A 24,004-nucleotide genomic window follows, 5' to 3' on the forward strand; every position below is an offset into this window, starting at 1 on the left:
GTGATTTCAGGCTCGCTCTCACCTGTGTACCGATGAGCTACAGTTACGTACCAGCCCGCCGATACCCGTGACAGGTCCGTCTCAGTCGGCGATAGTTCGCACGTCGTCCAGCGTCCACACCTCGTAGTCGGGGGTCACGCCGAGGTCGGCGTCGACGCGGTGCGGGCGACGGATGAACGCGCTGTCGATGCCCGCGTTGTGGGCCGCCCGCACGTCCGACTCGTTGTCGCCGACGAACAGGGCGTCCGAGACGCCCAACTCCTCGACGGCGCGTTCGACGTAGTACGGTCGTGGTTTCTTGCGTTCGAGGCTCTCGATGGTCGGTTCGCGCGCGTGGACTGTCTCGAAGTGATGCGAGAGGCCGAAGTGGTCGAACGCGAAGTCGACGGTGGCCTGCTGGTTCGAGGAGACGACGCCCAGCGGCGAGTCGAAGTCGGCGAGCGTGTCGATGTCGTCGTAGGGCCGTTTCTCGCCCGCGGTCATCTCGTCGCACTGGGCCTCCGAGATGGCGGCGTCACGGGCCGACCAGAACGTCTCCGGTGCCACGTCGTAGGCCGAACACACCGCTTCCAACCGGTCGACGGACACGCCGATGCTCATCTCGTCGACGTGGTCGGGGTGGGGGTCGGCGACGCCGACGCGGTCGAACGCCTCGCGGGCGCCCTCCCGATGGGCGGTCATGCTCGTCAGCGTCAGTAAGACCCCGTCGTTGTCGAAGATGACTGCTTCGTAGCCCATACTCGTCTCAAGCGGGTGCGCCACCGAGTGTCTTTCCACTCAGAACTCGCGTTCCTCGCCCGTGTCGAACTCCTCGGGGGAGCGTCCGGCCGCGTCGACCACCTCGTCGGAGACGACCAACGGGCAGTCGACCCGAAGCGAGATGGCGATACCGTCGGAGGGGCGCGCGTCGAACACCATCTCCTTACGGCGGTCGTCGAGGTACTGTTCGGTGTCTATCTTCGCGTAGAAGGTCCCGTCGGCCAGGTCGTCGATGCGGACGCGGTCGATGGCGCTCCCGAACTCGGCGACCATCTCGACCAACAGGTCGTGTGTCAGCGGTCGCTCGAAGGGTTCGCCGTCGATAGCCAACTGCATCGACTGGGCCTGGTCGGTGCTGACGAAAATCGGGATTATCTCCCCACGCGCGCGGAGGAGCACCACCGGCGTCCCCGACCCCTCTTCGCTGACGCCGACGCCCACACCTTCGACCGTGGCCTCGTGTTCCATGCCCAACGATTCGGTGGGTGGGTATGAAAAGCTAGCCCGCAGTCGTTTTTGCGCCCGCGCCCGACGGGTCTGTGTGGCCGACGACTGCTACCGCCTCCACATCAAACCGTCCGCGCGCCGAGTGAGCGCCCGGGTCGGCCGGTGGGTCAACCGCTCGGGACCGACCCGCGAGTTCGACTCGAAGGCCCTCGCTCGCGAGTGGGCGCGCGCCTGCCGCGGGCACGGTGCGACGGTGTGGGTACAGGACGCCCCGCGGTGGGCCGACGACGACGCGGACGGTTACCTCGTCGCGCGCACTCGCCGGGTCGCGCACGAGGACGCGCCGGGCCGCCAACGAACGCTCGGCGGCGACGAGGACTGACCCGACCGGTCAATCCCGTTTAATCCGAATTAAAACGGCGTTTAGAGGCGCTAAATTGGCCAAATCGTCGCAAATCCGGCTTTTCCGCGTCCCCCCTTGAAGTGCAACTGGCCGACAGGGTCGAGTGGAGTCAACGCACGATGAAGCTCACCAAGTTCACCGGCGCGCTACTGGCCGTCCTCGTCATCACGGGGTCGGCGGCGGCGCTGCCCGCGGCGGCAGGCGCACAGGCACCCGACAACGCAGGCAACGCACAGGCAGGCGAGCACGCGAACGACAACGCCGCTGACGCGGCCAACGCGACCGACGCCGACGACAGCGACGAGAACGCCACCGACGCGGCGAACGCCTCGAACGATTCGAACGCGTCGGCCGCTGCCGACCGACAGGGACCGCCCGCCGATGTCGGACCTGACGGCGAACGCGGCCCGCCCGCCGACCTCCCCGAGCAAGTCCCCGACTTCGTCAGCGAGATTCACTCGCTGATTCAGCAGCACATGGCTGGCGACCTCGCTGGCGACCTCGGCATGCAGGTCAGCGACGTGACGCCGGACGACGGTGACGACAGCGAGAACGTCGACGCGTCCGACGCCGATTCGGACGCGAACGACAGCGACGCCGACGATAGCGACGACAGCGACAGTGACGACGGCGACGACAGCGAGCAGTAACCCCTGAATCCACGCCACACCGGTCTCCCCTGACGCGACCGATAAACGCGGTACTTTTCCTCGTTGCGGCCCCAGTAGCGGTATGGACGACTCCGTTCACGCCGACCCGGTCGAACGGACCACCGAGGACCTCCTCGAAGACGACGCCGACGAGGCGGCGGACTCGGAGGGCGTCTCCCGGTGGCAGGCGACGAAGTACATCGCGCCGTTCGTCGCTATCGGCCTGTTCGACCTCGTCTTACTGCTGGGCTGGGGACTCGACCCGCTGTGGGGATTCATGATTCTCCCGCCGATTCTGTTCGTCAGCGTCCTCGGCTGGATAGCGTTCCGGACGGGATTCGCGAGCGACCGAACGGGCTGAAAAACGGGCGTCCGGTGCGCTGCGTTACTCTTCGGCCGCGGCGAACAGGTCGTCGACGGCGCCCCGCGCCGCGAGTGCGGCGTCGTCGGCGACTCGCTCTTCGTCGAGTCGGCTGTCCGGTGCGTTGACGTAGACGTCGACCTCCAAGATGCCGTCCTCGAAGGTGACGGTCACGTCGACGTCTTCGACGTCGCTCACGTCGTACCGCGATAAGACGACGTCTCGGGCCGCGTTCGCGGCTGTCTCGACGACTTCGTCGTCGGTCGGCATCGCCTTACGCGCCAGCGCCGGGGCCGCCAGCGGGGCCGCCACCGAGCATCTGCTGGAGTTCGCCCTGCAGGTCCTCGAACTGCTCTTGGACGCGCTCTTCCTGCTTTTCGAGGGTCTCGACGCGGACTTCGAGGCTGGAGACCTTCTCTTCGAGGTCGTCTTTGGCCTCGTCGAAGTCGGTCTTCACGAGGAGTTCGCCGACTTCGCGGTACATCGTGGTGTCCTCGTCGACGTCGTCGAGTTCGTCGAGGGCCGTGCGGGACTCCTGAAGGCTCGTCTCGGCCTGCTGCTTCTGGGCAGCGACCTGCTGTGCGGTCTCCTGAAGGTCCTGCAGTTCTTCGAGTTTCTCCTGTGCTTCCGGCGGAAGGTTACCCTGCATACTCCGAGAGTTGAGGTCCGGACTGTTAAACCCACTCTTTCAGTGCTATCGTTTCTCGCTCACTCCCCGACTTCGCCGACCGCTCGCTCGCGCAGTTCGCCGGTCAAATGCATCCCGTGTCGGTGTACCTTTTTACTCCTCGGGTGTCCTCGCTGGCGCTGCGGGCACCGCTCGTCGAAAAACCTACGCTAAAAAGCGGCCGCAAGCGGCCGTGCTACTCCCCGACTTCGCCGACCGCTCGCTCACGCAGTTCGCCGGTCAAATGCATCCCGTGTTGGTCGATACGCCGGACGATGCGCTTGGCCTGTGCCGGACTCAGGTACTTGTCCTCGATGGTCGCCCGGACGACGACGCCGAAACTGCTGGTCACCTCGGCGCCGAGTCCGCGCGCGGTCCGGCGGACAGTTCGGTCCTCGGAGACGACGGCGACGGCCGAGCGGTCGGACTGGTCGCGGTGGGCTAACACTCCGGCGAGGACGGTCACGGCTGGCCCGATGTCTTTCTCGCCGAGGAGCGAGCGCGCGCGGTCGAGGTGGGCCTCGTCGACGACTGTCTCCGCGTCGCCGCCGTCGAGGTACTCCGCGAGGTTCGTCGCCGCGGGTTCGACGGTGGTCGCCTCCACGACGGGGTCCGGGACGACGATGTCGCCGTCGAACGAGTCCAGCAGGCCCAGTTCGCCCACCTGTCCGAGGCTGTACAGCGAGGTGGGGCCGACGTAGATGCGCGTCATAGCTCCGCGGCGGTGTCGGCGTCGAGTTCGAGGTCCGACAGTTCGAGTTGGGTGGTCAGGTTCCGCTCGCGGGCCACGTCCAACCACTCGGCGATGGAGAGGTCGGCGAGCTGGGCGGCCTCGGCCGCGGAGGCGTCGCCGGACTGGTACCGCTCGACGGCGACGCGGATGCGCAGCGTCTCCAAGCCTTCCCGAAGGGCTTTCCGTATCGTCGTCGAGCGGTCTTCCGAGAGCAGTTCAGCAACGTCGTCGAGTTCCGCCTTCTCCTCGTCCGGCAGGCGCGCGCTAATCGTTGGCATGTTTGCGCAGTGGTCTACCGTAAACACACATCAAAGTAGGGGTCGGCGAAGTCCGTGTCAGTCGTCGTAGGGGTCGGTTCGGTCGGGCCAGCGAATCGCCAACCGTTAACCGCAAGCGGCCGAGACGGGGCGTATGAGCGACGACGCACGGGCGTTCGTCCCGGGACACGTGACCGGATTTTTCACGGTCGACCGGGCGGACGACCCGACGAAAACCGGGTCCCGCGGCGGGGGCCTCGCGCTCTCGGACGGCGTCTCCGTCGCCGTCGAACGAGCGGCAGAGACGACGGTCGAACTGAACGGCGAGGCGGTCGAGATGGGGGCCGTCGAGCGAGTGCTGGACGCGCTACGGGTATCGGCCCGCGTGAGTGCTGAGACGCCGCTCCCCCTCGGTGCGGGGTTCGGCGTCTCCGGCGCGATGGCGCTGGGGGCGGCGCTGGCCGCGAACGCCGCGTTCGACCGCGCGCTCTCGTACAACGAACTGGTGACTATCGCTCACGGTGCCGAAGTGCAGGCCGGAACCGGCCTCGGCGACGTTATCGGGCAGGCCCGCGGCGGGGTCCCGCTTCGACTCGAACCGGGCGGGCCGCAGTACAACTACGTCGACGCGATTCCCGCGCGCTCGCGCGTCGAGTACTACACGATGGGTGAGTTGTCGACGGCCGACGTGGTCGGCGGTGACACCGAGACCCTCACCGCGGCGGGCGAACGCGCGCTCTCGATGGTGGTCGAACAGCCCACGCTCGGGACGTTCGTGCGGGCCTCGCGCCAGTTCTCTCGCGAGGCCGACCTGCTGAGCGAGGACGTGCGGCGGGTCGTCGGCGACGTGAACGAGGCGGGCGGCGAGGCCGCGATGGCGATGCTCGGCCAGACGGTGTTCGCGTTCGGGACGGGCCTGAGCGACGCCGGGTACGACGCCGAAGTGTGCGCCGTCTACCCCCCCGGCGCGACCGTCGAGGAGTGAGGAGACCGACGACTTTTCGATGCTCGGCGACCGAACGGCGGGTATGAGCGACGAGGTCGACGTCCCCGAGAGCCACCCGCGTTACGAGTCGTTGCTGACCCGCCACCGAATCGAGGCGGGGGTCGACCGCGGCATCACGTCCAGACAGGGACTCATCGCGCAGGGCCGCGGCGAGGCCTACGACTACCTCTTGGGCGAGCGAACCATCGAGAGCGCCGACCGCGCGGAGCGAGCGGCGGCCGCCTATCTCTTACGGGCCGACCACGCGGTCGTCTCGGTCAACGGCAACGCCGCGGCGCTCGTTCCCGGCGAACTCGTCGAACTGGCCGAGGCGACCGGCGCAGACCTCGAAGTGAACCTGTTCAACCGCACCGAGGAGCGCATCGAGGCCATCGCGGAGTACCTCCGCGAGCACGGGGCCGAGGAGGTGAAGGGACTGACCGCCGACGGCCGCATCCCCGGACTCGACCACGAACGCGCGAAAGTCGACGCCGACGGCATCGGCGCGGCGGACGTAGTCTTGGTCCCCTTGGAGGACGGCGACCGCGCCGAGGCGCTGGGCGAGATGGGGAAGACCGAACTCGTCGTCGACCTCAACCCCCTCAGCCGGTCGGCGCAGGTGGCGACGGTCCCCATCATCGACAACATCGTCCGCGCGATACCGGGAATCACCGCCCACGCCCGGGCCCTCGCGGACGACCCCGACGCACAGCGGGCGGCTATCGAGGACTTCGACGCCGAGGAAGCGCTCGACGACGCCGAGCGGGCGATTCGGAGCGACGAGTAGCCCGCCGCGTGCGGTCACTGGGCCGAGCGTTCTTATCGGTCCGGCCCCTCCGTCTGCGCGATGCCTGTGTATCCGTCGGTCCGCGACCACGGCGTCTCGCTGTGCGAACGGGCCGGATACGACGTGACGGTGCCCGAGGACCGGCGCAGACCACCGGCGCTGGCCGAACCGACCGACTCGGCGGTCGGCCTCGTCGACGCCGCGGACCCCCGTCCGGTCGCCATCGAACCGCTCACCGAGGCCGACGTGGGTCCGTCGGGAGTCGTTCCGCGATTCGCCGACGCGATTCGAGCGGGTCGTGACTGCCTGTTCGTCGTTCCCTCGACGGAAGCGACCGGGACGACGCTCACGCAGGTCGTGGCGACGGTGTTGGGCGACCCCGCCTGCGTCGCCGTCGACGAACCCGAGGGGAGACACTTCTACAAGGGACCGGACCGCGTACCGCTGTCGGACGGGAGTTACGCCTGTGCCCGCGCGCCCGCCTCGGACCTCCAGTGGCGCGAGGTACGTGTCGACGAGGGTCGGCCAAGACTGGAACTGAGCGTCGGGACCGAAGTCGTGGCCGTCTTCGAACACGTCGACGCCCTCGGCGACGCGGGTCGACACGCCTTCCAACACGCCTATCGGCGCGCCGACGACGGCCGGTTCGAGGTGACCGCGGGCGGCGACGTCGTCGAGCGCTTCCCCGGACCGACCGCGATGCGCCGCGGCGGCTACGCGCCCGTGCCGATGCCTATCGTCCCCGAACACCTGTGTTCCGCCGACGCCGACTGGTCGCGCTGGGCCGTCTGCCAACCCGACGGCGGCGCGGACGTTCTCACGGCCGCTGGCCTACAGGCGTGGGCCTGACCGGTCAGAACGCCGCGCACTCTCCCCGTTTTCGTTCGTCTCGGCTCCCCGAGCGATGGCCTCGCTCACACCACAAGCCATATTTACCACTCGAAAATATCACTAGGTGGTATGCAAGACTTCGACCAGTTTAGCGACGTGGGCGAGGCGGAAGTGACACGGGCTATCGGGCAGGAGTGGTCCGACGAGTTCCTCGAATTCTCCGATACCGAGGTCATCATCGTCGGTGGCGGCCCCTCCGGCCTGATGGCCGCGAAGGAACTGTCAGAACGCGGCGTCGAGACGATGGTCGTCGAGAAGAACAACTACCTGGGTGGCGGGTTCTGGCTCGGCGGGTTCCTGATGAACAAGGTCACCGTCCGCGACCCCGCACAGGAGATTCTCGCGGACCTCGACGTAGACCACAAGCCCGCGGCGGACACCGAGGGCCTGTACCTCGCTAACGGCCCCGAGGCTTGTTCGGGCCTCATCAAGGCTGCCTGCGACGCGGGCGCGAAGATGCAGAACATGACGGAGTTCACCGACATCGTCATCCGCGAGAACCATCGCGTCGGCGGTATCGTGATGAACTGGACGCCGGTCCACGCCCTCCCGCGCGAGATTACGTGCGTCGACCCCATCGCCGTCGAGTCGGACCTCGTCATCGACGCGACGGGCCACGACGCGATGGCCGTGAAGAAACTCGACGAACGCGGCGTCTTGGACGGCCCCGGTATCGAGGAGGGGAACGAGGGCATGGACCAGACGGACGGCGACACCTACGGCGCACCCGGCCACGACTCGCCCGGCCACGACTCGATGTGGGTCGGCGAGAGCGAGGACGCCGTCGTCTCCGAGACAGGTCTCGTCCACGACGGCCTCGTCGCCACCGGGATGGCGACGGCGACGACGCACGGCCTCCCGCGCATGGGACCGACGTTCGGCGCGATGCTCGTCTCCGGGAAGAAGGCCGCGCAGGTCGCACTGGACGAACTGGGCGTCGACGCGCCGAGCGTCGAACTGAGCAGTCGCGACCCCGCCCCCGCCGACGACTAACGAGGCCCGCGGGTCGCTCCGACCCCGGCCGACAGTGATTATATTGATTATTCATGTTTATCCACTACTACGCCGCTAGTACCAACGAATATATATCTTCAGCTGTTATTTGATAGTGATTGTCACACAATGTCGAACGAAATGAAACGAACGGCCGACTCTATGTCTGAGACGTCGACTCTCACCATCGACCTCTGGACTCGACGGCCGGTGTGCGGCCCGCGAACGACTGTCATCAATCGCTTGAGCAGTCTCCGGAGCGCGGCGGCCCTCGACGATTTCACGGTGACGACGTGGCCCGACGAAATCGTCGTCTCCGAGCGCAACCAGCACAGCGAACTGCTGGCGACCATCGAACGCTTCGAGGCGTGGGCGGCCGACAACGGCGTGAGTCTCCGCCCGCCGTTCGAGACGCGGACGGCCGCCTCGCTGGTCGGTGCGAGCAAGGAAGTCCTGCGGACGCCGATGTTGCTCGCGAGCGTCCACGACGGCGACGACATCGTCGGCGTCTACCCGTGTACCGACGGCGAGCGAACGTGGACCATCAGCGAGTTCCTCGATACCCTCGAAGGCGACGAACCGGAACTGACGGCGGCGGACGAACCGCCGTCGATGCTCGGACAGACGACTTCGTGAGCAGTCGGGGTCACCGTTCTCCCGCTTTCTCCCTCACTACTCACGCCACTCGCCCAGCGACGAGGCCGAGGTAGCCGCCCGCGAACGTCTCGTAGCGCCTGTCCACCGTCCGCTCCGTAAGCCGTTCCCGTGCCGCCGCGACGCGTTGCTCGAACGCGCTGGCGTGTGACTGTCGAGACAGTCGTGCCCCCGGCGTCGACAGTCGAACGAAGCCCTCGAACGCGACGTTCAGCGGCGTCGCTAGCGCGTTGGGACTCCGCTGGAAGTTCAGCAGGGCGACCCGCCCGCCCGGACGCACGCAGTCACACCACGCGTCGACGGCCGCCGCCGGGTCGGGGAAGATGCCGGCGACGAACGTCGCGAGGACGCCGTCGACGCCGTCGACGGGCGGTCGGGTCGCGTCGCCGAGCAGATAGTGAACCTCGTCGCCGGTCCGGTCGGGGTGTGTCTGTGCCAGCGCGACCATCTCGCGGGTCAGGTCGAGGCCGACGACCCGACCGCCGGAACCGACACGCTCGCGGAGGGCCGGGACGTTCGCGCCGGTCCCACACCCCATCTCGACCACCGTCTGGCCCGCCGAGAGATTGAGGGCATCGGCGGCCCTGTCGCGCCACGACTCGACGAACGGCACGCTCGCCAACTGGTCGTACAGGGCCGCCCACCGACCGTAGAAGTCGCGGGTCCCGGTCACAGCAACTCGCGGGTTCGCTCGGCGACGGCGACGGCGTCCGGGCCGAGCAGATAGACGACCGGTTCGACGCCCATCGCGCCGGTCTGATACAGTACGTCGGCGTCGGGAACCTCGGCGAGAGCGTCCGCGACGGCCGTCTCGATACCGGCCTCGGGGTCGAACTCGACGGTTGTGTGACCCGCCGATTCGAGGGCCGAGACCACGTCCTCGTCGTACCGGACGTTCAGCGCCGCGAGGTGGTCGCTCCCCGCCGTTCGCGCGGCCAGTAACACCGTGGCGACGTGTTCGCTCACGCCGTACTCCGGGTCGCCCGGGATTGTCGCCCGTCCTTTCACGTCCAGAATCCGGCCGGGAACGGCCGCCACGTCTTCGACGCTGTCGCCGCTGGGGAGCACCTGCGCGAGGTTCGACCCGACGGCGGGGATGAGCGTCGCGAACCCGCTGGTGTTTTCGAGCACTTGCAGGCCGCGCCGGACCGAGGACAGCGTCCGCTCGGCGGTCCGGAGCTTCGAGTCCGGGTCGTGGACGGCGAACTCCGAGCCGTGTTCGGCGAGTTCCGGGACGGCCTCCTCGTGGAGCGTCGCCAGCAGGCCGCCCTGTTCGAGTTCGCGGATGAGAATCTCCGTCTCGACGAGCGCTTGCACCGGGCTCATGTCGCCGTCGGCGAGGCCCTCGGCCAGTCGCTCGACGAGTTCGTTCAGTCCCCGATGGTCCAGTAGGACCGCGTTACGTTCCACGTCACCGTGGACGTACTTCGAGACGGCGCTCTGACTGATGCCCAGTAGGTCCGCGACTTCCGACTGGGTGAGGCCGCGTTCGCGCAGGGCTTCGGCCAGCATCGAGCGGAACGTCGGGAGAAAGTCGTCGACGACGATTTCCTCGACGAAGCGCATCCTACTGGTCGCCTCCGAACTCACTCGCTCGAACCCGAGACTCGGACACGCCGCCGCCGGCGTCGGTTCTCATTGGTCGCCTCCGAACTCCCTATCTCCCTGTATCTTGCTCGCTTGCGGCCCCGTCTGGCCTTGATACTTCGAGCCGCGGTCGGCCCCGTACGGCCGTTCGGCGGGCGTCTTCAGTTCGGTGAATGTGAGCTGTGAGATTCGCATCCCCGGTGTCAGGGCGACCGGAGCGGTCCCGAGATTGGAGAGTTCGAGCGTGATTTGCCCCTCGTAGCCGGGGTCACAGAGGCCCGCCGTCGCGTGGACGACGATGGCGAGGCGGCCCAGCGAGGACCGCCCCTCGACGTGGGCGATGAGGTCGTCGGGAATCTCGACGCGTTCGTGGGTCGTCCCCAAGACGAAGTCGCCGGGGTGGAGGATGTACTCCCCGCCCTCGTCGACGGTCGTCTCCTCGACGTAGTCGGCCACTTCGTCCTCGCTGTTGGGATGGATACAGGGGATGTTGGCGTGCTGGAACTCCAGAAACTCCCGCCCGAGTCGGAGGTCGATGCTCGCTGGCTGAATCTGGATGTCCGGGTCGTCGAGGGGGTCGACGACGAGGTCGCCCTCGCGGAGGCGACGCTCGATGTCCGCATCGGAGAGTATCATTACCCGACGTACCGGGGCGGGATACCTAAAGCGTCCCGCCTCGTCGCTCGGTCCGTCTCGCGGTTCAATCCCGCTTTAACCATCCGCCGGGGCCTTTTGATACCTGCGTGAAACGACACGTGCATGGTTCGTAGCCGCCCACCCCTCCACCACGTATCGCAACGTCCGACTGGCAGACTGCCCGTTCGGGAGGTGCGTCGATGAACGTCAGCAGAACCGCGGCCGTCGGGGCCTCCATCGCCGTGGCGCTGGTCGCCGTCGGTGCGGCGTTTGCCCTCCCGGCGCTGTCCGGACAACCCAGCGGGCCCGCCGACGCGACGACGGCGGACCGCCCGGACGAGGTGAACGAAACGGTCCTCCATCCCGTGAACGACTCGCTCCGCCTCGAAACGCGGGCGAACGCGACAGTCGAAGGGACGACGAACCTCTCGGCCGGGAGTACGGTGACCGTTCGAATCGCGTCCGAGAACACGTCGACTGCCTTCCTCGTCCAGCGGCAGACCACGGTCGGCGAAGACGGGACGTTCGCCGCGACGGCGGACCTCTCGCACGTCACGGCGAACGGGACTGCGACCGTCAGCGTCCGCCACGACGGCGCGGAACTGACCAACCGGACGGCGCGTGTCGTCGCGGTGCCGGGCGCTTCGGACTCGGCGTCGACGCCGACGGCCGGGTCGCACCTCGCGTACGACGGTCAGCGCCTCACCGTCGCACAGGCGACCGGACAGGAGATTCGCGGGACGACCGACCGCGACCCGGGAACGACCCTCACCGTCCGCGCACGGAGCACCGGGTCGTCGACGCCGTTCCTCCGACAGCGGCAGGCGACGGTCGGGGAAGACGGAACGTTCGTCGTGACGATGGACTTCGAGTCGGTTCCGTCGGGCACGCGGTTCACCGTCAGCGTCCACCACGACGGCGAGACGCTGACCGAGGCCGACGGGGTGGTCGCTAACTGAGAAGCACCAGCGCCGTCGCCACGAGGACGCCGACGACGACGGCCGCCCGCCGACTGATACCGTGGGCGACCCGGAGTCCGGCGGCCCAGACGACGGCCTGCCACACTGCGCCGCCGATTTGGAGCAGGAGAAACGTCAGGCCGGTTAGCCCGCGCTGTAACGACCGCGCGTCGGCCAGCGGCGTCCCCGAAGACGCCGGGAACTCTGTGGCGTTGGTGAACGCGACGAGGGCGAGGCCGGCCAGCGCCGCGACGGCGACCAGCGGCACCATCCCCCACGCGGTCACTTCAAGCGTCGCGCCGAACCGCCCGTCTCCTCGGCCAAGCCACGCGCCGACGTGGAGCACGACGGCGAGGGCCACCCAGAGCGTGAGGAAGGCGAGGACGAGCAAGGGGAGCGCTCCGACGACGCCGCCCCAGACGGCCGTGCCGACTTCGGCGTCGAACAGCGTGCTGAACGCCCATAGCGAGAGCGCTATCACCGCCGTCGTGACGAGCGCGAGGACCAGAGCAAGTGCGCCCCCGCGGACGCCGCTGAGTCGGTCCGCCCGCCCTTCGAAGAACTCCCGTGGGTGGAACAGAAACGTCCGGACTGTGGCGCGCATCTCCCGGGAGTCCACACCCATCGCGTAAGTGCCCTGTGGTACGTGCAACCGTGCGGGTGCTCCGACGGGGGTTTATGTACGGGTCGCCATGTCGGGTGTATGAAGCAGGCCATCGTCGCGCGGGCCGACATCGGGATGGGCGAGGGCAAACTCGCCGCGCAGGTCGCCCACGCCTCCCTGTCGGCCTACGAGGACACCGGTCGGAAGGCCCGCAAAGCCTGGAAAGGCGAGGGGCAGAAGAAGGTGGTCCTCAAGGCGACGGGCGAGTCCGAACTGTTCGAACTCGCCGACGTCGCCGAGCGCGAAGGCCTGCCGCATGCTATCGTCAGGGACGCCGGACACACTCAGTTAGACCCCGGCACGGTCACCGCACTCGCGGTCGGCCCGGCCGAGGACGAACTGGTGGACCGCGTCACGGGCGACCTCTCGCTGTACTGAGGGCAGCGGACGACATCGCCGATGTCGTTATATAATAGTGGCCCTAACCTCAGGTGAACAAACACAGAGTACACACAATGCAAGGAAACGAACAGCAGGCGTACGACCGCGGGATCACTATCTTCTCCCCGGACGGCCGCCTCTATCAGGTCGAGTACGCTCGTGAGGCAGTCAAGCGCGGAACGCCGAGCGTCGGCGTCCGAACCGCGGACGGCGTCGTACTGGCGGCCGACCGCCACGCTCGCTCGCCGCTCATCGAGCGCGACAGCATCGAGAAGATTCACGAAATCGACGACCACGTCGGCGTCGCCAGCGCCGGGCACGTCGCCGACGCTCGGCAACTCATCGACGTGGCGCGCCGACAGGCGCAGGTCAACCGCCTCCGCTACGACGAACCGGCCGCCGTCGAGGCGCTGACCAAGGAAGTCACCGACTACATCCAGCAGTACACCCAGACCGGCGGCGCGCGTCCGTTCGGCGTGGCCCTGCTGGTCGGCGGTATCGAGGACGGCGAACCGCGCCTGTTCGAGACGGACCCCTCGGGGACGCCCTACGAGTGGCAGGCCGTCGCCATCGGTGGCTCCCGGGACGACATCCAGTCGTTCCTCGAAGACGAGTACTCACAGGAGATGGACTTGGAGGGCGGCGTCGAACTCGCGCTTCGCGCCCTCGCCGACGTGGCCGACGACGGCCTCGACGCGACGGGTGTCGACATCGCCACCGTCGACGTGGAAACCGAGCAGTTCCACTCCCTCACGGAGAGCGAAATCGAAGACCGCCTCGCCGAGTTCGAACTCGGAGGTGACGAATAATGTACGACCCAGATAACCGACTGACCGACGCCTACGAACCCGAAGTGGGAACGCTCCCGAACGACGACGGCGGCCGCGACGAGGAGACGGTCACCAAGACGGGAACCACGACGGTCGGCCTCTCGACGGACGACGGCGTCATCATCGCGACGGACCGCCGCGCCTCCCTCGGCGGTCGCTTCGTCTCGAACAAGAACGTCCAGAAGGTCGAGCAGATTCACCCGACGGCGGCCATGACGCTGGTCGGTAGCGTCGGCGGCGCGCAGTCGTTCATCCGCTCGCTGCGCTCCGAGGCGAACCTCTACGAGGTCCGCCGCTCGGAACCGCTGTCGATTCACGCGCTGTCGACGCTCGCGGGCAACTTCGCTCGCGGCGGCCCCTTCTTCGCCATCAACCCCATCATCGGCGGGGTCGACGAGGAAGGCAGCCACGTCTACAGCGTCGACCCGGCGGGCGGCGTCCTGCAGGACGACTACACCGTCACCGGGTCCGGCACGATGGTCGCGACGGGGACCATCGAGGGCGAGTACGACCCCGAGATGAGCCTCGAAGAGGCCCGCGCGCTCTCCATCCGCGCCGTGCAGGCCGCGGCCGAGCGCGACACTGGCTCCGGCAACGGCATCGTCATCGCGGAAATCACGAGCGACGGCGTCGAGATAGACCGCTTCGACGACTACGAGTCGGCGGCCTAACTGACGCGACAGGCCGAATCTCGATTTTCGTTTTCTTTCGAACCAGCGAGCGACGGCGACGGCGCGACTCAGCGAGGGACCTCGACCCACCCGCTAATCCACGCCTCGTCGGCGTCGGGGCGGTAGGCGACGAGTTGCCCGCTGAACTCCGTAATCTCGACGTCGCTCTCTCGCCAGCGCGCGACGCAGTCGCCCATATCGTCCCGTCTGGACTCGATTTCGTGGTCGGTCACGGTAGTTCCTCACCGGAACTCTCCGGCGGACCGTCCTCGTTATGCCGCTCCTACCCCTCGGCGGCGCGCGCCTCTGTTTCTCTCTTTTCGACGCAATAGCTCTCCGTAGGACCCTCATCTCGACGAAATCGGGGGATTAAGTGCGGCCCGCGTCTGGGTTCGACCGATGGGCACAGACCGCGCCAGCGACGGGGTGGACCTCCTCGACGCGTTCCGGCAGTTCTTCGCGCTCGAACGGGACGTGCTGGTGCTCTCGCTGTCGATGCTGGCGTTCTCGCTGGCCTTCCAGATGACGAGTCGCTACATCCCCGAGTACATGCGCATCCTCGGGGCCAGTGCGGGCGTCATCGGCCTGTACGGGAGCGTCGGCAACCTCATCAGCGCCGTCTACCCGTATCCCGGCGGGGCCGTCTCGGACCGCCTCGGTTCCCGATTCGCGCTGACGGCCTTCGCCGTGTTGGCGACGCTCGGGTTCGGTGTCTGGTACCTCGCCGCCGTCGTCGGGTCCGTCGCCGTCGGCGGCCTGACCGTCCCGGCGTGGGCGTTCGTCTTCGTCGGTCTCTTCCTCGCGCAGGCGTGGAAATCGTTCGGCCTCGGCGCGACGTTCGCCATCGTCAAACAGAGCGTGCCACCGGACCGACTGGCGATGGGGTTCGCGAGTACCGAGGTGTTCCGCCGACTGGGGTTCCTCGTCGGACCGCTCGTCGCCGCCGGACTGCTCGCCGTCGCCCCCGCGTTCGTCGACGGGTTCCAACTCGTCTTGCTCGTGGCGGTGGCCTGCGGGGTGGCCGCGACGGTGGCCCAGCACGTCCTCTACGACGCCAGCGAGGACTCGTTAGGGAAGTCCTTCGAGGGCGTCGGGCAGGTTATCGACGACCTGCGGGCGATGCCCGAGACGCTTCGGCCCTTGCTCGTCGCCGATACGCTGGTCCGGTTCGCCAACGGCATGGTGTACGTCTTCTTCGTCATCGTCGTCACGGACTTCCTCGCCGTCGGGTTCACGGGGTTCGGGTTCGACCTGCGACCCGACGCCTTCTTCGGAGTCTTGCTGGGCGTGGAGATGGTCGTCGCCATCATCTCGATGGTCCCCGTCTCGAAACTCGCGGAGAACGCCGGGCTGAAACCCGCTGTCGCGCTCGGGTTCTCGGTGTACGCGTTGTTCCCTCTCGTCCTCATCTACGCGCCCGCCGACCAGTGGATGCTGGTCGCCCTCTTCGCGTACTCCGGCCTCCGATTCGCGGGCCTGCCCGCGCACAAGGCGCTCATCGTCGGCCCGGCCGAACGCGACGCGGGCGGCCGCGTCACCGGGAGTTACTACCTCGTCCGGAACACGCTCGTCATCCCGAGCGCCGCGCTCGGCGGGTGGCTCTACGGGAGTTCGTGGGCCGTCGACGTGGCCGGACGGACCCTCCGTGCCGGACCGGAACTGGCCTTCGGCGTCGCGTCTGTCGTCGGCGTCGTCGGCGTCGCGTACTTCCTCCTGTTCGGCGAGGAGTTCGAGGCCTACGAGTGAGCGAACGCCAACGCTAAACCCGGCCCGCCGAACAGACCACCAATGCGCGAAGCCCACCCGATAGAGCGAACGGTCGGCATGGAGTACTACGTCAGCGACGCCGACGGCGTGGGCGGCCGTCTCCGCGCATCGCCCGCGGATTTCCGGGTGACCGAACTGGAGGCGTTCGACACCGCGCCCGTCGACGCCGACACCGGCGGCTACCCCCATCTCGTCCTCCGGGTCGAACTGTCGAACTGGGACACGAACGACTTCGCCAGCGCGCTCTCCGATAGACTCGGTATCTCGCGGGAGCGCGTCTCGTGGGCCGGAACGAAGGACAAGCGCGCCGTCACCCGACAACTGTTCTCGGTGAAGGGCGTCGGCCCCGCCGACGTGCCCGAACTCGACGGCGCGGACATCGAGGTGGTGGGACGCGCGGGCCGCCCCGTCCTGTTCGGTGACCTCGCGGGAAACGCCTTCGACATCGTCGTTCGTGACGCCGACCATCCCGAGAACGCGGCGTCTGTCGTCGCGGACCTGCGGGCGTTCGCGGGCGGCGAGGAGACAGACACGCTCCCGAACGGCGAGACGGCCGTCGCCGTCCCGAACTACTTCGGCCAGCAGCGCTTCGGGTCGCGCCGCCCGGTCACCCACGAGGTGGGCCTCGCAATCGTCCGCGAAGATTGGGAGGGGGCGGTGTTGGCCTACGTGGGCAACCCCCACGAACGCGAACCCGAGGACACCCAAGCCGCGCGCGAATACGTCGACGAGACGCACGATTGGGCGGGTGCCTTGGACCGGCTGCCCCGTGCGCTGGGCTACGAGCGGTCGATGTGTCACACCCTCGTCGAGAACGGGGCCGAGGACCCCGAAGACTTCCGCGAGGCCGTCGAGACGCTGCCGACGAACCTCCAGACGCTGTTCGTCAACGCCGCCCAGTCGTACGTGTTCAACCGCATCCTCTCGGAGCGGTTGGAACGGGGGTTGCCGTTCGACCGGCCGGTGGCGGGGGACGTAGTGTGTTTCAGAGACAGCGACGCGCCCGCCGACCTGCCGCTCCCCGACACGGACCGCACCCAGCGCGTGACCGAAAAGCGCCTGCGGACCGTCGAGCGCCACTGCGAACGCGGCCGGGCGTTCGTCACCGCGCCGCTGGTCGGCACCGAGACGGACCTCGGCGAGGGCGAACCGGGCGAGATAGCGCGTGAGGTACTCGCCGACGTGGGCCTCGAACCGGCGGACTTCGACCTCCCCGGGGCGTTCGACAGCGAGGGGACCCGCCGGGCCGTCGCTGTGCGGACGAGCCTCGCCGTCGACCGGGACGGCGACGACCTCTCGTTCTCCTTTGCCTTGCCGAAGGGGAGTTACGCGACGGTCCTCCTGCGCGAGTTCCGGAAGGGCGACCCCGACGAGTAGTCGCGCGGGCACGAACCGTCTGGCTTATCCGGCCGAGCGACCCTACATCCGGTCATGGAGTGTCGGCAGTGTGCGACGCCGCTCGACCGCCCGGGCGATTACTGTCTGGTCTGTCACACTGCCAATACGGATGTCGTCGTCCTCGAACTGGGACGCGACAGAGCGACTGTCTCCTGTATCGCCGAGGAGTCCGTCGTGGGTCAGCGGACGGTGACGACGACGCCCGAAGGCAACGACAGCGACGAGGCGGCCGTCGTCGAGTTGCGCAACTTCGCCGGACTGATCGCCGACGAGGTGCGGCGCAAGCGCCCCGAGGAGGTGTACGTCACCGGCGACCGGGACGTTATCGCCGCCGTGCGCGGGCAGTTACACTACGAGTTCTTCCGCGTCGAAGGGGACGACCCCGTCCAGCGGGTCATCGACCGACAGGGCGAGGCCGCCCTCGAAGTCGTCGACGCCGCGCCCGCCGAGAAACTGGGCGGCAGTCACTCGACGCTCATCGGCGGGCGGTCGGGCCAGCGGGCCATTCAGACCGTCGCGGGCCATCCGCACGTCAAGAAGGTCATCCCCGGCCCCATCGACGCCGGTGGCTCTAGCTCTCGGACCGGCGTTCGGGCGAAGGCGACCCGCGCGGACAACAACGGTAACGTCCGCGTGCTCATCCGCGACGGGTCCAGCGTCCAGGAGAACCGCATCGTCACCACCGCCGGGGACCGCGAACTCGGCGAACACGTCCGCGCGGACCTCAACGAAGCGCTGCGCGAGGCCGAGTTACAGGACTGACGACGCCGAGGGCGCTCACTCTGCTTCTTCGAGCGCGGCCTCGTAGCTCGCTTCGAGAAACGGTGCGAGTCGCGCCGCGTCGCCCTCGTCGGCCGTCACCTGCACCCACTTCGTCACCGTCCGCTCGCCCGCCTGAAACGGCCCCGTCTCGAACGCCGCGTCCAGTTCCGTTCGGTGCGTCTCGGGGAGGCGCGTGAGGGCGACGCCATCGGTCACGACGACTGCGAACAGCGTCCCGTCGGCCCGATAGGACGGACAGCCGAACATCCGCTGCTCGGTCACCGACGGCCAGGCCGCCACGACGTCGTCGACGGCCGCCTTCAGCGCCGCGCCGGTCTCGGGGTCGTAGTACGTCATCTCCGGACACTATGTTCGCTGGCTAACACGATAGTCGTGGCGGCGTCCGTCAGCCCACCGGGGTGCCGGTCGGGGCGTCCCACGACTGCCGCCGTGCGTCGAGTCCCAGCGGAATCGCGTGGAGCAGTGCCAGCAGGACGAACGCCACCGATTCGAAACGCGCGAACGCGACGGTTCCGACCAGCAGGACCGAGAGCGCGACGAGGCCGGCGGCGAGGTAGCCACGGCCCCGGCCGCGCTGGCCTGCACCCGCCAGCAGGCCGCCGGTCCAGCAGTAGCCGACGGCCGCCGCGGCGACCCAGCCGTGCCAAAACGCCACCTGTCCGGGAACGAGGCCCGCGAGGCCCGCGAGCGACAGGGCCGTCGCGGCGCTGTTGACCGTCGCCCAGACGAACATCGCGTCCGAAAAGCGCGTCTCGTCGGGCCCGTGCAGGACGGTGAGAGCGGAGAACCCGGCGACGAGGACGACCCACAGCGCGACGGCGAGAAACGCGGCGCGCGGCGGGTCGACCCACGACAGTAGTTGGGTCCCGCCCCATCCGAGGACGCCAGCCGTCGCGCCCGCCAACAGGAACTCCGATTCGGTGAGGCGGCCGCTGGTCGGCGGGGCGACGTACCGAAGCCGTGCCCGGAGGGAATCTCCTGCGGACATCACCCTCCGTAGGGTCCCGACCGCCTTGGCTGTGCCTACGCCAACTCCGCGGCCAGCAGGAGGACGCTCGGCGCGGCCAGCAACACGAGACCGGCCAGCATCAGCACGGCCGGGAGTACGAGGAGTCCCATCTCGGTGAACAGCCACAGTCCGAGTCCACCGAGTAGTACCAGTAGCCCCACGACGCGGATGAGGCCGGTGACGATGCCCTCGAGTTCCGAGTCGGCGACGACGTCGACAACGTCGAGTGCTTCGTCCATTGCGGGCGACGGTTTCCCCACGGAGCCTGATAGTCGCTGTGGCTGTCCGCGCCCGTGGGGTCGCCTCTCACGGGCCCGTCAGGGGGCGGAAACGGGTTCGTCTCGAAGGGCTTATGTGGCCGCTGTGCCGACCACAGAGTACTATGGCCAACAAGAAGCGAACCGGGAGTGCTGGCCGATTCGGCGCTCGCTACGGTCGCGTCGCTCGCCGCCGCGTCGCCGAAATCGAGTCGGAGATGAACGAAGACCACGCCTGCCCGAACTGCGGCGAGGACCGCGTCGACCGCCAAGGCACGGGCATCTGGCAGTGCAGCTACTGTGACTACACGTTCACCGGTGGGAGCTACAAGCCCGAGACGCCCGGTGGCAAGACCGTCCGCCGCTCGATTCGCGCCGCGCTGGCCGAAGACGAGGAGTAAAGGACCTCGACCCCTATCTCTCAGCTATGAGCTACAAGTGTTCACGCTGCAAGCGAGACGTAACACTCGACGAGTACGGTGGCGTCCGCTGTCCGTACTGCGGCCACCGCGTCCTGCTGAAAGAGCGGTCGCCCGACGTCAAAGAAATCGACGTCAAGTGACGGCTCGACCCCACCGCACGCTTCTCACGTTTCGGTACGCCGACGAAGAGCGCGCGCGCCGCGTCGAGCGGAGCGTTCGGCCCGAATTGGGCGACATCGACGGCGACCGGGCGACGGCGACGCTCGCACGCGACGGCGCGACGCTCGAAGTCACCGTCCTCGCCGACGACCTCGTGGCCCTGCGGGCGGGGTGTAACACGTGGGCGACGCTGGTCGGCGTCGCCGAGGCGGCGGGCGGCATCGCGTAACGACGGGCGTGATTTTTTGCTCCTGCTGTGATCTAGTCGACAGTATATAGTTCACAGAGATTGTTGGTCCAGTAACATCACTCGGTGTGTCAATTCGTGACAGAACGACCATCTCACGACGACCGTTCGGCGGTTCATCGGGACGCGTCTCGGTCGCAAGCGCCAATCGACATCCTCTACGTCGATAGCGACGCGGCGACGCGGGAGGCGGTAGCGGCGACGATGGACGAGTCGCATCCGGCCGCCGTCGTCACCACTGCCGAGAGTCTCGACGCGGCCGTCGAAGCGGTGACGGCGGACCCACCGTCGTGTTTGGTCGTCGACCCCGTCGGCGTCGAGGCGTCGGTGCGATTCCTCAGGGAGACGGATGTCCCGGTCGTCCTCTACACCGACCGCGACCCGTCCGAACTCGACGACCGCATCCTCTCGGCGGCGTCGACGGTGGTCGAGAAGGCGTCTGACGGCGGGGGGTTACTCGCCGAGAAGGCCGTGAGCGCCGCGACGTCATCGGCCGACCGGCGCGAATACACCATCGACAACGCCCTCGACACCATCGACGCGGAGGCCGACACCGACCTGTCGGTCCTCGTCGACGGCGAGAGGGTGGCGTGGTCGAGTCGGCCGCTCGAAACGCTACTCGGGAGCGACGCGACGGGCGAGACGTTCTACGAGCGATTGGCGTCGGTGACGAAGGGGGGATACGGGACCGACGCGCCCGTGGCGTCGCTTCGACGGGACCCGAGCGAACCGGTGACGCTTTCCGTGACCGTCGATGGGGACCAGCGATGGCTCCGCTGTCGGGGACACGACCTGCCCGAATCCGCGGGGTCGCATCGGCTGTTCCACCTGACGGACATCACCGAGCGGGTCCACAGAGAGTCCCACCGCGAGTTACTGGCCGTACTCACCAAGCACGCACAGGACGGCCTGTACACGCTGGACAAACACGGCGTCATCGACTTCTGCAACGAGTCGTTCGCCGAGATGCTCGGGTACGAACCGGCGGAGTTACAGGGCCGTCACGCGGCCGTCACGCTCGCGCCGGGGGAACTCGAACGCGGCCAGCGAACGATATCGGAGTTGCTGGCGGCCGACAGCGACGAGACGACCGTCGACCTCACGTTCGTCCACCGGGACGGCACGGAGTTCGAGGTGTCTATTCACTACACGCTCCTGCGGGACGACGACGGGGTCTACCGCGGACTGATGGGCGTCGCGCGAGACGTGACCGAGCGAAAACGCCGCGAGCACGAACTCCGACGCTGGAAAGAGTTGTTCGACGGCCTCGTGGAGAACTTCCCCAACGGCGGCGTGTTCATCTTCGACGAGGAGATGCGGTACATCGCGGCTGGCGGGGAGGACTTAGACGACGTGGGCCTCGGCGCGGACGACTTCGTCGGCCGGACGCCGAGAGAGGTGTTCCCGCCGGAGAACGCCGAACTACTGGAGGCGGCGTACGCGTCGGCCCTAAACGGCGAGAGCGACGCCTTCGAAGACGAGTTCCTCGGACGGGAGTACCACGTCCAGACGATGCCGATAGGCAGTCCGGACGGCCACAGGATGGGGATGGGCGTCGCACAGAACATCTCCGAACGGGTCCAGCGCGAACGCGACCTAGAGCACTCGAACACCCTGCTCTCGACGCTGTTCGACGCACTCCCCGTCGGTATCCTCGTCGAGGGTCCCGACCGGGAGATTCTGACGGCCAACGAGCGCTTCGTCGACCTCTTCGGGATATCGGCGTCACCGTCGGAACTCGAAGGGACGGACTGCGCCGAGAGCGTCGAGCGAGTGAGCGAACTCTTCGCGGACCCCGAGGCGTTCCGCGACGGCATCGAGCGTCACCTGGACGAGCGGGACCCGACGGTGGACGAATCGTTCGAACTGGTCGACGGTCGGACGGTCGAGCGGAGCTATCTCCCCATGGAACTGCCACGAGGGAACGGTAACCTCTGGCTGTACCGCGACGTGACCGACCGGACCGAGCGTCAGCGAGAACTCGAACGGACCAGCGAGCGCCTCTCGTTGGCGCTCGAAGGTGCGGACGTGGGTATCTGGGACTGGGACCTCGAATCGGACGTGGTGACCGTCGACAACCGCTGGGCCGAGATGCTGGGGTACGACTGGGACGACCACGCAGACATCCTCGCGGAACCGACAGCCCTCATCCATCCGGAGGACGAGGCGGACGTAGAGGCCAGGCTCGACCTGGTGCTCGACGGTGAGGCCGAGACGTACCAGAGCGAACATCGGATACTGTCGGCCAGCGGCGAGTACAGGTGGGTTCGCGGCACCGGCCGCGTCGTCTCGCGCGACGAGGACGGCGAACCGCTTCGCGCTGTCGGTATCGACCAAGACATCACCTACCGGAAAGAGCGCCAGCAGCAACTCGAAGCACAGCGGGACGAACTGGCGAGGCTGACACAGACCCATCGACTCATCCACGACGTCATCGGTGCGCTCGGGTCGGCCGCGACGCGCGAGGAGATACAGCAGACGGTCTGTGAGCGACTGGTCGCGTCGGACCTCTACGAACTCGCGTGGGTCGGCGAGCGCGACAGGCCGAGAAACGTGCTGTTGCCGGTGGTGTCGGCGGGGCGCGACGATGGGTACCTCGACATCGTCGCCGACCGCGCAACGGAAGAGGACCAAACCACCGACCCGGGACTGACCGCGATAGCGTCCGGGGAGGCACAGGTTATCGACGACATCACCACCGACAGGCGCATGGCGAAGTGGCGGACCGAAGCGCTGGCTCGGAACTTCCGGTCCGCGGCGGTCATCCCGCTCCGACACGACCAGGTCGTTCACGCCGCCCTCGTCGTCTACGCCAACCGGCGCGGGGCGTTTACCGACCGCGTCGTCGAGGCCTTTACCGTCCTCGGCGAGATGGTCGGGTTCGCGTTCAGCGCCGTCCAGAATCGGAACCTGCTCACCAGCGACCGGTTCCTCGAAATGGAGTTTCAGACGGAGTCGAGCGACTCCGTCCTCCTCTCCGTCGCGGCGGAACACGGCTGTCGGTTCGAGTCCGCCGGGAGCGTGAACCTCGGAGACGAGACGCTCCAGTATCTCTCGGTCGAGGGCGCGTCGCCAGCGGCCGTTCTCGACAGTTTCCACTCGCGCCCGGCGGTAATCGAGGGGCGGGTCATCCGTAGTTCCGGGGAGACAGGCGTCATCGAAATCCTGCTCACAGAGAAGTACCAATCGGCGCTGTTGGACGCGGGGGCACGGCTCAGGGACTTCGTCGTCGACGACGGGCACTTTACGCTCACGGTCGAAGCGCCGACCGACGCCGACCCGTGGACGATACAGCAGACGCTCCTCGACCACGTGCCAGGCCTGCGACTCGTCTCGAAACAGGAGCGGCAGCAGCGCCCGACCGAACCGGCCGATAGCTCGTCGCTCCGCGACAGGTTGACCGACCGGCAACTGGAGGTCCTGCAAGCGGCGTACCTCGCGGGCTACTACGAGTGGCCGCGGGACACGACCGCCGAGCAACTCGCGGACACGCTGGACATCGCCTCGCCGACCCTCCACCAGCACCTCCGACGGGCCGAACGGAACCTGTTCGATGCCCTCCTCGACCTGTGAGCGACCCGTCGGCGCCAGTCCTCGGGACGGGCCTAGAAACCTAGGTGGAAGGTTGATGTGGCACTGTGATAGTC

33 protein-coding genes are annotated in these 24,004 nt (G+C 67.8%); 19 read left to right on the top strand and 14 right to left on the bottom strand.

All coding sequences use genetic code 11. From position 1 onward, the window contains the following. Nucleotides 1–81 precede the first annotated feature (81 nt). Together NJQ44_RS05040 and NJQ44_RS05045 are read right to left on the bottom strand one after the other, a co-directional pair. Nucleotides 82–738, bottom strand: a complete 657-nt coding sequence (locus NJQ44_RS05040) for an HAD family hydrolase (RefSeq protein ID WP_254273591.1) — start codon at nt 736–738, stop codon at nt 82–84. Between the two features lie 39 nt (nt 739–777). Next, nucleotides 778–1,227, bottom strand: a complete 450-nt coding sequence (locus NJQ44_RS05045; RefSeq protein WP_254273592.1) for a bifunctional nuclease family protein — start codon at nt 1,225–1,227, stop codon at nt 778–780. Between the two features lie 73 nt (nt 1,228–1,300). Here NJQ44_RS05045 and NJQ44_RS05050 point away from each other — a divergent pair, with 73 nt between their 5' ends. From NJQ44_RS05050 to NJQ44_RS05060, 3 genes are all read left to right on the top strand, one after another. Then, on the top strand, nt 1,301–1,588 hold the full coding sequence (locus tag NJQ44_RS05050) for a DUF8081 domain-containing protein (protein ID WP_254273593.1): 288 nt from the start codon (nt 1,301–1,303) through the stop codon (nt 1,586–1,588). A gap of 140 nt (nt 1,589–1,728) precedes the next feature. Next, nucleotides 1,729–2,259, top strand: coding sequence for a hypothetical protein (locus NJQ44_RS05055; RefSeq protein ID WP_254273594.1), 531 nt, complete (start codon nt 1,729–1,731; stop codon nt 2,257–2,259). An 82-nt stretch (nt 2,260–2,341) separates the two neighbouring features. Then, complete coding sequence (locus tag NJQ44_RS05060; protein ID WP_254273595.1) at nt 2,342–2,620, top strand: DUF8142 family protein; 279 nt, start codon at nt 2,342–2,344, stop codon at nt 2,618–2,620. A 24-nt stretch (nt 2,621–2,644) separates the two neighbouring features. On the opposite strand, the gene NJQ44_RS05065 is transcribed toward NJQ44_RS05060, so the two are convergent. The 4 genes from NJQ44_RS05065 to NJQ44_RS05080 all read right to left on the bottom strand — a co-directional run bounded on the left by NJQ44_RS05065 (nt 2,645) and on the right by NJQ44_RS05080 (nt 4,298). After that, nucleotides 2,645–2,890 carry a DUF3194 domain-containing protein gene (locus NJQ44_RS05065; RefSeq protein ID WP_254273596.1) on the bottom strand — a complete coding sequence of 82 codons (246 nt, stop codon included), beginning with the start codon at nt 2,888–2,890 and terminating at the stop codon, nt 2,645–2,647. Between the two features lie 4 nt (nt 2,891–2,894). Then, complete coding sequence (locus NJQ44_RS05070; protein ID WP_254273597.1) at nt 2,895–3,269, bottom strand: prefoldin subunit beta; 375 nt, start codon at nt 3,267–3,269, stop codon at nt 2,895–2,897. 214 nt (nt 3,270–3,483) lie between these two features. Then, entirely contained in the window at nt 3,484–3,999 is a 516-nt protein-coding gene (locus NJQ44_RS05075) for a PIN domain-containing protein (protein WP_254273598.1), read from the bottom strand. Beyond that, complete coding sequence (locus NJQ44_RS05080; protein ID WP_254273599.1) at nt 3,996–4,298, bottom strand: UPF0175 family protein; 303 nt, start codon at nt 4,296–4,298, stop codon at nt 3,996–3,998. The genes NJQ44_RS05075 and NJQ44_RS05080 overlap by 4 nt, the downstream gene beginning before the upstream one ends. Nucleotides 4,299–4,431: 133 nt before the next feature. Between NJQ44_RS05080 and NJQ44_RS05085 the strand changes: the two genes are divergently transcribed. From NJQ44_RS05085 to NJQ44_RS05105, 5 genes are all read left to right on the top strand, one after another. Beyond that, nucleotides 4,432–5,262: a pantoate kinase gene (locus tag NJQ44_RS05085; protein WP_254273600.1), complete on the top strand. Its 831-nt coding sequence runs from the start codon at nt 4,432–4,434 to the stop codon at nt 5,260–5,262. A 43-nt stretch (nt 5,263–5,305) separates the two neighbouring features. Beyond that, the gene (locus tag NJQ44_RS05090; protein ID WP_254273601.1) at nt 5,306–6,049 is read left to right on the top strand and encodes a 4-phosphopantoate--beta-alanine ligase; all 744 of its coding nucleotides are present in this window, start codon (nt 5,306–5,308) and stop codon (nt 6,047–6,049) included. Between the two features lie 60 nt (nt 6,050–6,109). Then, nucleotides 6,110–6,898: a hypothetical protein gene (locus NJQ44_RS05095; RefSeq protein ID WP_254273602.1), complete on the top strand. Its 789-nt coding sequence runs from the start codon at nt 6,110–6,112 to the stop codon at nt 6,896–6,898. Between the two features lie 111 nt (nt 6,899–7,009). Next, nucleotides 7,010–7,933 (top strand): thiazole biosynthesis protein, encoded by a 924-nt coding sequence (locus tag NJQ44_RS05100; protein ID WP_254273603.1) that lies wholly within the window; start codon nt 7,010–7,012, stop codon nt 7,931–7,933. A gap of 162 nt (nt 7,934–8,095) precedes the next feature. Next, nucleotides 8,096–8,569 (top strand): HTH domain-containing protein, encoded by a 474-nt coding sequence (locus NJQ44_RS05105; RefSeq protein ID WP_254273604.1) that lies wholly within the window; start codon nt 8,096–8,098, stop codon nt 8,567–8,569. A 40-nt stretch (nt 8,570–8,609) separates the two neighbouring features. Here the strand turns inward: NJQ44_RS05105 and NJQ44_RS05110 are convergent, their stop codons facing one another. The 3 genes from NJQ44_RS05110 to dcd form a co-directional block, all read right to left on the bottom strand. Beyond that, nucleotides 8,610–9,260 (bottom strand): class I SAM-dependent methyltransferase, encoded by a 651-nt coding sequence (locus tag NJQ44_RS05110; protein ID WP_254273605.1) that lies wholly within the window; start codon nt 9,258–9,260, stop codon nt 8,610–8,612. Further along, nucleotides 9,257–10,153, bottom strand: a complete 897-nt coding sequence (locus NJQ44_RS05115; RefSeq protein WP_254274311.1) for a thiamine-phosphate synthase family protein — start codon at nt 10,151–10,153, stop codon at nt 9,257–9,259. Before NJQ44_RS05115 ends, NJQ44_RS05110 begins: the two co-directional genes overlap by 4 nt. A 69-nt stretch (nt 10,154–10,222) precedes the next feature. Further along, a complete protein-coding gene (dcd, locus tag NJQ44_RS05120; RefSeq protein WP_254273606.1) occupies nt 10,223–10,810 on the bottom strand; it encodes a dCTP deaminase in 588 nt (195 codons plus the stop codon). A gap of 200 nt (nt 10,811–11,010) precedes the next feature. Between dcd and NJQ44_RS05125 the strand changes: the two genes are divergently transcribed. Then, a complete protein-coding gene (locus tag NJQ44_RS05125; protein ID WP_254273607.1) occupies nt 11,011–11,769 on the top strand; it encodes a BGTF surface domain-containing protein in 759 nt (252 codons plus the stop codon). Here NJQ44_RS05125 and NJQ44_RS05130 read toward each other — a convergent pair. Further along, nucleotides 11,762–12,373: a Yip1 family protein gene (locus tag NJQ44_RS05130; protein WP_254273608.1), complete on the bottom strand. Its 612-nt coding sequence runs from the start codon at nt 12,371–12,373 to the stop codon at nt 11,762–11,764. The two genes, NJQ44_RS05125 and NJQ44_RS05130, sit on opposite strands and share 8 nt — an antisense overlap. A 99-nt stretch (nt 12,374–12,472) precedes the next feature. Here NJQ44_RS05130 and pth2 point away from each other — a divergent pair, with 99 nt between their 5' ends. The 3 genes from pth2 to psmB all read left to right on the top strand — a co-directional run bounded on the left by pth2 (nt 12,473) and on the right by psmB (nt 14,315). Then, nucleotides 12,473–12,811: a peptidyl-tRNA hydrolase Pth2 gene (gene pth2, locus NJQ44_RS05135; protein ID WP_254273609.1), complete on the top strand. Its 339-nt coding sequence runs from the start codon at nt 12,473–12,475 to the stop codon at nt 12,809–12,811. Between the two features lie 77 nt (nt 12,812–12,888). After that, nucleotides 12,889–13,623: an archaeal proteasome endopeptidase complex subunit alpha gene (gene psmA / locus NJQ44_RS05140; RefSeq protein ID WP_254273610.1), complete on the top strand. Its 735-nt coding sequence runs from the start codon at nt 12,889–12,891 to the stop codon at nt 13,621–13,623. Next, nucleotides 13,623–14,315, top strand: a complete 693-nt coding sequence (psmB, locus tag NJQ44_RS05145; RefSeq protein ID WP_254273611.1) for an archaeal proteasome endopeptidase complex subunit beta — start codon at nt 13,623–13,625, stop codon at nt 14,313–14,315. The genes psmA and psmB overlap by 1 nt, the downstream gene beginning before the upstream one ends. Nucleotides 14,316–14,383: 68 nt before the next feature. Here the strand turns inward: psmB and NJQ44_RS05150 are convergent, their stop codons facing one another. Next, nucleotides 14,384–14,548: a hypothetical protein gene (locus NJQ44_RS05150; protein WP_254273612.1), complete on the bottom strand. Its 165-nt coding sequence runs from the start codon at nt 14,546–14,548 to the stop codon at nt 14,384–14,386. A gap of 166 nt (nt 14,549–14,714) precedes the next feature. Between NJQ44_RS05150 and NJQ44_RS05155 the strand changes: the two genes are divergently transcribed. Genes NJQ44_RS05155 through NJQ44_RS05165 form a run of 3 tightly spaced genes read left to right on the top strand, consistent with a single transcriptional unit; the run spans nt 14,715 to nt 18,242 of the window. Next, the gene (locus NJQ44_RS05155) at nt 14,715–16,061 is read left to right on the top strand and encodes an MFS transporter (protein ID WP_254273613.1); all 1,347 of its coding nucleotides are present in this window, start codon (nt 14,715–14,717) and stop codon (nt 16,059–16,061) included. Nucleotides 16,062–16,103: 42 nt separating this feature from the next. Continuing rightward, entirely contained in the window at nt 16,104–17,459 is a 1,356-nt protein-coding gene (truD, locus tag NJQ44_RS05160; protein WP_254273614.1) for a tRNA pseudouridine(13) synthase TruD, read from the top strand. A 54-nt stretch (nt 17,460–17,513) separates the two neighbouring features. Next, on the top strand, nt 17,514–18,242 hold the full coding sequence (locus tag NJQ44_RS05165; RefSeq protein ID WP_254273615.1) for a DUF2103 domain-containing protein: 729 nt from the start codon (nt 17,514–17,516) through the stop codon (nt 18,240–18,242). Nucleotides 18,243–18,257: 15 nt separating this feature from the next. Here NJQ44_RS05165 and NJQ44_RS05170 read toward each other — a convergent pair whose 3' ends face one another. The 3 genes from NJQ44_RS05170 to NJQ44_RS05180 are packed head-to-tail and all read right to left on the bottom strand — an operon-like array spanning nt 18,258 to nt 19,511. After that, nucleotides 18,258–18,599 carry a TfoX/Sxy family protein gene (locus NJQ44_RS05170; RefSeq protein ID WP_254273616.1) on the bottom strand — a complete coding sequence of 114 codons (342 nt, stop codon included), beginning with the start codon at nt 18,597–18,599 and terminating at the stop codon, nt 18,258–18,260. Between the two features lie 49 nt (nt 18,600–18,648). Then, nucleotides 18,649–19,251 carry a hypothetical protein gene (locus NJQ44_RS05175; RefSeq protein ID WP_254273617.1) on the bottom strand — a complete coding sequence of 201 codons (603 nt, stop codon included), beginning with the start codon at nt 19,249–19,251 and terminating at the stop codon, nt 18,649–18,651. A gap of 35 nt (nt 19,252–19,286) precedes the next feature. Further along, entirely contained in the window at nt 19,287–19,511 is a 225-nt protein-coding gene (locus NJQ44_RS05180; RefSeq protein WP_254273618.1) for a hypothetical protein, read from the bottom strand. A gap of 113 nt (nt 19,512–19,624) precedes the next feature. On the opposite strand from NJQ44_RS05180, the gene NJQ44_RS05185 reads away from it, so the two are divergent. The 4 genes from NJQ44_RS05185 to NJQ44_RS05200 all read left to right on the top strand — a co-directional run bounded on the left by NJQ44_RS05185 (nt 19,625) and on the right by NJQ44_RS05200 (nt 23,930). Then, complete coding sequence (locus NJQ44_RS05185) at nt 19,625–19,930, top strand: 50S ribosomal protein L37ae (RefSeq protein ID WP_431357786.1); 306 nt, start codon at nt 19,625–19,627, stop codon at nt 19,928–19,930. Nucleotides 19,931–19,956: 26 nt separating this feature from the next. Continuing rightward, a complete protein-coding gene (locus NJQ44_RS05190) occupies nt 19,957–20,091 on the top strand; it encodes a DNA-directed RNA polymerase subunit P (protein ID WP_166968497.1) in 135 nt (44 codons plus the stop codon). Continuing rightward, nucleotides 20,088–20,339, top strand: coding sequence for a KEOPS complex subunit Pcc1 (locus NJQ44_RS05195; RefSeq protein WP_254273620.1), 252 nt, complete (start codon nt 20,088–20,090; stop codon nt 20,337–20,339). Before NJQ44_RS05190 ends, NJQ44_RS05195 begins: the two co-directional genes overlap by 4 nt. A gap of 96 nt (nt 20,340–20,435) precedes the next feature. Continuing rightward, on the top strand, nt 20,436–23,930 hold the full coding sequence (locus tag NJQ44_RS05200) for a PAS domain S-box protein (protein ID WP_254273621.1): 3,495 nt from the start codon (nt 20,436–20,438) through the stop codon (nt 23,928–23,930). Nucleotides 23,931–24,004: the final 74 nt, after the last annotated feature.

Source organism: Haloarcula marina (assembly GCF_024218775.1).
In the GTDB taxonomy this organism is placed as follows: Archaea; Halobacteriota; Halobacteria; order Halobacteriales; family Haloarculaceae; genus Haloarcula; species Haloarcula marina.

What these genes read in the sequence shown, in the direction of transcription:
- NJQ44_RS05040 (WP_254273591.1), bottom strand. Translation starts at nt 738, where the DNA reads ATGGGCTACGAAGCAGTCATCTTCGACAACGACGGGGTCTTACTGACG.
- NJQ44_RS05045 (WP_254273592.1), bottom strand. Translation starts at nt 1,227, where the DNA reads ATGGAACACGAGGCCACGGTCGAAGGTGTGGGCGTCGGCGTCAGCGAA.
- NJQ44_RS05055 (WP_254273594.1), top strand. Translation starts at nt 1,729, where the DNA reads ATGAAGCTCACCAAGTTCACCGGCGCGCTACTGGCCGTCCTCGTCATC.
- NJQ44_RS05060 (WP_254273595.1), top strand. Translation starts at nt 2,342, where the DNA reads ATGGACGACTCCGTTCACGCCGACCCGGTCGAACGGACCACCGAGGAC.
- NJQ44_RS05065 (WP_254273596.1), bottom strand. Translation starts at nt 2,890, where the DNA reads ATGCCGACCGACGACGAAGTCGTCGAGACAGCCGCGAACGCGGCCCGA.
- NJQ44_RS05070 (WP_254273597.1), bottom strand. Translation starts at nt 3,269, where the DNA reads ATGCAGGGTAACCTTCCGCCGGAAGCACAGGAGAAACTCGAAGAACTG.
- NJQ44_RS05075 (WP_254273598.1), bottom strand. Translation starts at nt 3,999, where the DNA reads ATGACGCGCATCTACGTCGGCCCCACCTCGCTGTACAGCCTCGGACAG.
- NJQ44_RS05080 (WP_254273599.1), bottom strand. Translation starts at nt 4,298, where the DNA reads ATGCCAACGATTAGCGCGCGCCTGCCGGACGAGGAGAAGGCGGAACTC.
- NJQ44_RS05085 (WP_254273600.1), top strand. Translation starts at nt 4,432, where the DNA reads ATGAGCGACGACGCACGGGCGTTCGTCCCGGGACACGTGACCGGATTT.
- NJQ44_RS05090 (WP_254273601.1), top strand. Translation starts at nt 5,306, where the DNA reads ATGAGCGACGAGGTCGACGTCCCCGAGAGCCACCCGCGTTACGAGTCG.
- NJQ44_RS05095 (WP_254273602.1), top strand. Translation starts at nt 6,110, where the DNA reads ATGCCTGTGTATCCGTCGGTCCGCGACCACGGCGTCTCGCTGTGCGAA.
- NJQ44_RS05100 (WP_254273603.1), top strand. Translation starts at nt 7,010, where the DNA reads ATGCAAGACTTCGACCAGTTTAGCGACGTGGGCGAGGCGGAAGTGACA.
- NJQ44_RS05105 (WP_254273604.1), top strand. Translation starts at nt 8,096, where the DNA reads ATGTCTGAGACGTCGACTCTCACCATCGACCTCTGGACTCGACGGCCG.
- NJQ44_RS05115 (WP_254274311.1), bottom strand. Translation starts at nt 10,153, where the DNA reads ATGCGCTTCGTCGAGGAAATCGTCGTCGACGACTTTCTCCCGACGTTC.
- dcd (WP_254273606.1), bottom strand. Translation starts at nt 10,810, where the DNA reads ATGATACTCTCCGATGCGGACATCGAGCGTCGCCTCCGCGAGGGCGAC.
- NJQ44_RS05125 (WP_254273607.1), top strand. Translation starts at nt 11,011, where the DNA reads ATGAACGTCAGCAGAACCGCGGCCGTCGGGGCCTCCATCGCCGTGGCG.
- NJQ44_RS05130 (WP_254273608.1), bottom strand. Translation starts at nt 12,373, where the DNA reads ATGCGCGCCACAGTCCGGACGTTTCTGTTCCACCCACGGGAGTTCTTC.
- pth2 (WP_254273609.1), top strand. Translation starts at nt 12,473, where the DNA reads ATGAAGCAGGCCATCGTCGCGCGGGCCGACATCGGGATGGGCGAGGGC.
- psmA (WP_254273610.1), top strand. Translation starts at nt 12,889, where the DNA reads ATGCAAGGAAACGAACAGCAGGCGTACGACCGCGGGATCACTATCTTC.
- psmB (WP_254273611.1), top strand. Translation starts at nt 13,623, where the DNA reads ATGTACGACCCAGATAACCGACTGACCGACGCCTACGAACCCGAAGTG.
- NJQ44_RS05155 (WP_254273613.1), top strand. Translation starts at nt 14,715, where the DNA reads ATGGGCACAGACCGCGCCAGCGACGGGGTGGACCTCCTCGACGCGTTC.
- truD (WP_254273614.1), top strand. Translation starts at nt 16,104, where the DNA reads ATGCGCGAAGCCCACCCGATAGAGCGAACGGTCGGCATGGAGTACTAC.
- NJQ44_RS05165 (WP_254273615.1), top strand. Translation starts at nt 17,514, where the DNA reads ATGGAGTGTCGGCAGTGTGCGACGCCGCTCGACCGCCCGGGCGATTAC.
- NJQ44_RS05170 (WP_254273616.1), bottom strand. Translation starts at nt 18,599, where the DNA reads ATGACGTACTACGACCCCGAGACCGGCGCGGCGCTGAAGGCGGCCGTC.
- NJQ44_RS05175 (WP_254273617.1), bottom strand. Translation starts at nt 19,251, where the DNA reads ATGTCCGCAGGAGATTCCCTCCGGGCACGGCTTCGGTACGTCGCCCCG.
- NJQ44_RS05180 (WP_254273618.1), bottom strand. Translation starts at nt 19,511, where the DNA reads ATGGACGAAGCACTCGACGTTGTCGACGTCGTCGCCGACTCGGAACTC.
- NJQ44_RS05185 (WP_431357786.1), top strand. Translation starts at nt 19,625, where the DNA reads ATGTGGCCGCTGTGCCGACCACAGAGTACTATGGCCAACAAGAAGCGA.
- NJQ44_RS05190 (WP_166968497.1), top strand. Translation starts at nt 19,957, where the DNA reads ATGAGCTACAAGTGTTCACGCTGCAAGCGAGACGTAACACTCGACGAG.